At 41.4% G+C, this 3352-nt stretch carries 5 protein-coding genes; all 5 read right to left on the bottom strand.

Annotation, left to right across the window (positions count from 1 at the left end; genetic code table 11):
• Positions 1–198: 198 nt before the first annotated feature.
• Positions 199–1698: a hypothetical protein gene (locus tag ACTIE0_RS23470; RefSeq protein WP_439517011.1), complete on the bottom strand. Its 1500-nt coding sequence runs from the start codon at positions 1696–1698 to the stop codon at positions 199–201.
• A gap of 9 nt (positions 1699–1707) precedes the next feature.
• Positions 1708–2103 (bottom strand): hypothetical protein, encoded by a 396-nt coding sequence (locus tag ACTIE0_RS23465; RefSeq protein WP_006670356.1) that lies wholly within the window; start codon positions 2101–2103, stop codon positions 1708–1710.
• A gap of 191 nt (positions 2104–2294) precedes the next feature.
• Positions 2295–2510 carry a hypothetical protein gene (locus tag ACTIE0_RS23460; RefSeq protein WP_006670357.1) on the bottom strand — a complete coding sequence of 72 codons (216 nt, stop codon included), beginning with the start codon at positions 2508–2510 and terminating at the stop codon, positions 2295–2297.
• Between the two features lie 67 nt (positions 2511–2577).
• Complete coding sequence (locus ACTIE0_RS23455) at positions 2578–2730, bottom strand: hypothetical protein (RefSeq protein ID WP_006670358.1); 153 nt, start codon at positions 2728–2730, stop codon at positions 2578–2580.
• 13 nt (positions 2731–2743) lie between these two features.
• The coding region (locus ACTIE0_RS23450) for a tetratricopeptide repeat protein (protein WP_439517010.1) at positions 2744–3352 on the bottom strand (609 nt) is incomplete at its 5' end.

The raw sequence follows: 3352 nt of genomic DNA, 5'->3' as shown, positions 1-3352 counted from the left end.
TTTAGTAGGTTGGGTGGAGTATGGGAACCCAACAACAACATCTCTCAGTGATGTTGGGTTTCACCCAACCTACCCAGCTCGAATTCCTCGAAAGTGAGTAGGGCGATCGCATTTCCGGCGCCGAGCCTATTTAGTAGGTTGGGTGGAGTATGGGAACCCAACAACAACATCTCTCAGTGATGTTGGGTTTCACCCAACCTACCCAGGTCTTGAATTTAACCGCCACCAGGTTAACCACCCCAAAATTAACCCAATTACACAACTAATAATAAACGTCAAACTTGCCGTTGATGCCGGATGAATCGTTGGCGCTTCTTCCTTATTCTGTGAGGGTAAAAACGGGTTTATTTCCGTTAATATACCCTCCGAATAATTCGCGATTGATGAAGCCGCCGCCGATCCTGTACCCACTCCTATACTAGCAGCAGCGATCGCCCTTTCTAGCCGATCTTCTCTTTTCGCTTGATTAATTTCCACAATTCCCTCAATCGTCTTAATCAGATTTTCTAATAAAATCATCCCCGGACTTAAACTCTCATAGTCCGTTTTTACCTGTCTTTCATACTTTTGTGCTGCCAATTTACTAAACTCAGCAAACGTAGTTAACTCACAATTTGGGTCTACCTTCGCAAATTCTTTTAACCTTTGTCGATAGTTGGTTAAATTAATCGTAATTGTCCTTAACTGGGAATGCAGTTGACTTAAATCGATCGCATAATTCCCTAATATTTGTAGCGTCTTTTCTAAAGCCTCTTGTAAATCTTCCGGGTTTTTCCGCTGTTGGCGAATTGTTAAGACCGATTTTTGAATCGTTTGATAATTGTCTTTTAATCGGCGTTTCAAAATCCGACTTTGGCTATAAGCCCAAATAATCTTATGGCGATAGGATAACAGGCGATGAAAATGGGTCTGTATTTCCCGAATTTTATCTTGCATTGCCGTTAAGTCGCACTCTGCTGGTAATAGCCAAATTAAATAATGGCTTTCTCCTAAACTGTTTTGAATGTCCTTTGTCAGCAGTGACTTATGTTCATCATTTAACCGGGGATAATTTCGCAGTTTTTTCGGTTTTTCATTATCAATCAGTCTTAGTAAATTTTCCCAATCTTTCAACGAAACTAACTGGGTTATTTCAAATAAATCGCCCCCTAACAGTTTATTCCCTGGGAAACTCAATTGATTATCTTTTTTCCAGGGTAGGGGTTTATTGGCGATTTCTGTATAACTCTTTTCGGCAATTTCATTAACTTTCTCTGGGGAATATTTCCCGTCAAGTTGACCCCACAATAACCAAGTTTGACCTAGGCTTGAGGGAGTGTTATTAATCCTTTCCTCAATGTATTTTTTCAGTTGACTTAAACTGGTTTTCTGATATTCGCTATCATAGGCATCAATGATTAAACTATAGCTATCCCCCAATTGCGATGCCACTAACACATATTCTATCCCCATTAGAGGTTGTTCCCCCTCCTGATAGTCTAACCGCACAATATCGCTTTCGGGGTTTTCGCTGTTAGCATATTTTTTCAGTTTTTGCTTATTTTCTGGCGTTAAGTCACTATATGGTTTTTGCAGGTCATGATGAAACCGCCGCCAAAAATAATAGCGATTAAAATCTATGCTTTCTGAGGTTTGTCCTAACCCTTCCCGTAAGTCATACAGAAACAGTTGCAGCGTGATTTCTTTTAGGGGATACATTCAGTTAACTTAGATAGATGGAGATGACTTAAATAGTTGGCTAAAAAACTCTTTTAGTTTGCCACCTCCCGAAGGATTTAGCGCATCTTTTGAGGCTTTTACCGGGTCGGGAGAATGACAAATTACCTCCACCGTATTGCTTAATTCTGTGCTATAATCATCACTCTCGAATATCGGTAGATAGCCTTTTTGGCGATCGCTTCCCTGCATTAGTCGATCGCACTCCTCCTTATATAATAGGGCTAAGTCTGTATCATTCATGGCGATCGCCTCTAATTGTTTGGTATTATTAGCAACATCGGAAATCGCCGCCAATTGATTATACACACTAATTGGCAACTTTTTGTTAAAACGGGCTAAAGCGTGAATAAATGCCGTTATGGTTATTTTCTGGTTGGGAGTCATAGCTGATTAATTTATGAGGGTGGAAGATGCCGTCAAAGATTCAGGCGACTTCGACGATTTCGAGCGATCGCCTACTCCTAAATTCTACCACAGTCTCCGTCATCTGTATACACCCATTTGATAATTAATTTATCCCGTCCGTGACCACTCCCGTCACTCCTACCCAGGAGACTCAGTGACTCCCCCTTAGCTTAATAACCCGAAATCACCAAACTCCCCCAATGATAAACATCAGAAAACGGCATAACTTCCGGGTTTTCCTGTCTTTCAATCCGTCCTAAAGCCTTGGCTAAAATTCCCTGATTACTCTCACTCAAAGGATGTGATAAACAGGATTCATAAACCTTCGCAATTTCTGCCCAGGTCGCCTCACAGCGTAACCATTTTTTCGCCTTATGTAAAGCCATCGCCGCCGTTTCACCCCCTAGATATTCCTGATAAAACTTAATGCCAATACCGTCGCCGATTCATCATTCACCAGCCATAAATCTGATAATCATGATGCCAATCCGTGATGAAAGTTTCCAGTTGTTTCTGTTGCCAAGCCGATAAGGGTATAGCCGTCAGGTCGTCTACCGTCAGGATAAAGGTTATCAAATAATCGTTGCCATAATACCAATAAATCATGGCGGTTTCCGGGTTAAGCAATGCGTGAATTTTTGCTTCTGTTAACCCTAGCTTTATGGTAATCCGGTTTATATTTTAGGGCTTGGTCGTAGGAGGATATCGCTTGTTTATACTCTCCTAAATTATACATCGCCACCCCTCGGTTATTCCAAGCTTTATGGTAATCCGGTTTATATTTTAGGGCTTGGTCGTAGGAGGATATCGCTTGTTTATACTCTCCTAAATCCTTCAGCGTCACCCCTCGGTTATACCAAGCTTCATGTAAATCCGGTTTATATTTTAGGGCTTGGTCATAGGAGGATATCGCTTGTTTATACTCTCCTAAATAAGACAGCGCATTCCCTCGGTTATACCAAGCTTCATGTAAATCCGGTTTATATTTTAGGGCTTCGTCGTAGGAGGATATCGCTTGTTTATACTCTCCTAAATCAGACAGCGCATTCCCTCGGTTATACCAAGCTACATGGTCATCCGGTTTATATTTTAGGGCTTGGTCGTAGGAGGATATCGCTTGTTTATACTCTCCTAAATGATACAGCGCATTTCCTCGGTTATACCAAGCTACATGGTCATCCGGTTTATATTTTAGGGCTTGGTCGTAGGAGGATATCGCTTGTTTATA

The sequence above is a fragment of the Limnospira sp. genome (genome assembly GCF_051859755.1).
GTDB classification, from domain to species: Bacteria; Cyanobacteriota; Cyanobacteriia; order Cyanobacteriales; family Microcoleaceae; genus Limnospira; species Limnospira fusiformis.
Note: the sequence above shows the minus strand (reverse complement) of the source record. Positions and strands in the feature narration are given on the sequence as shown.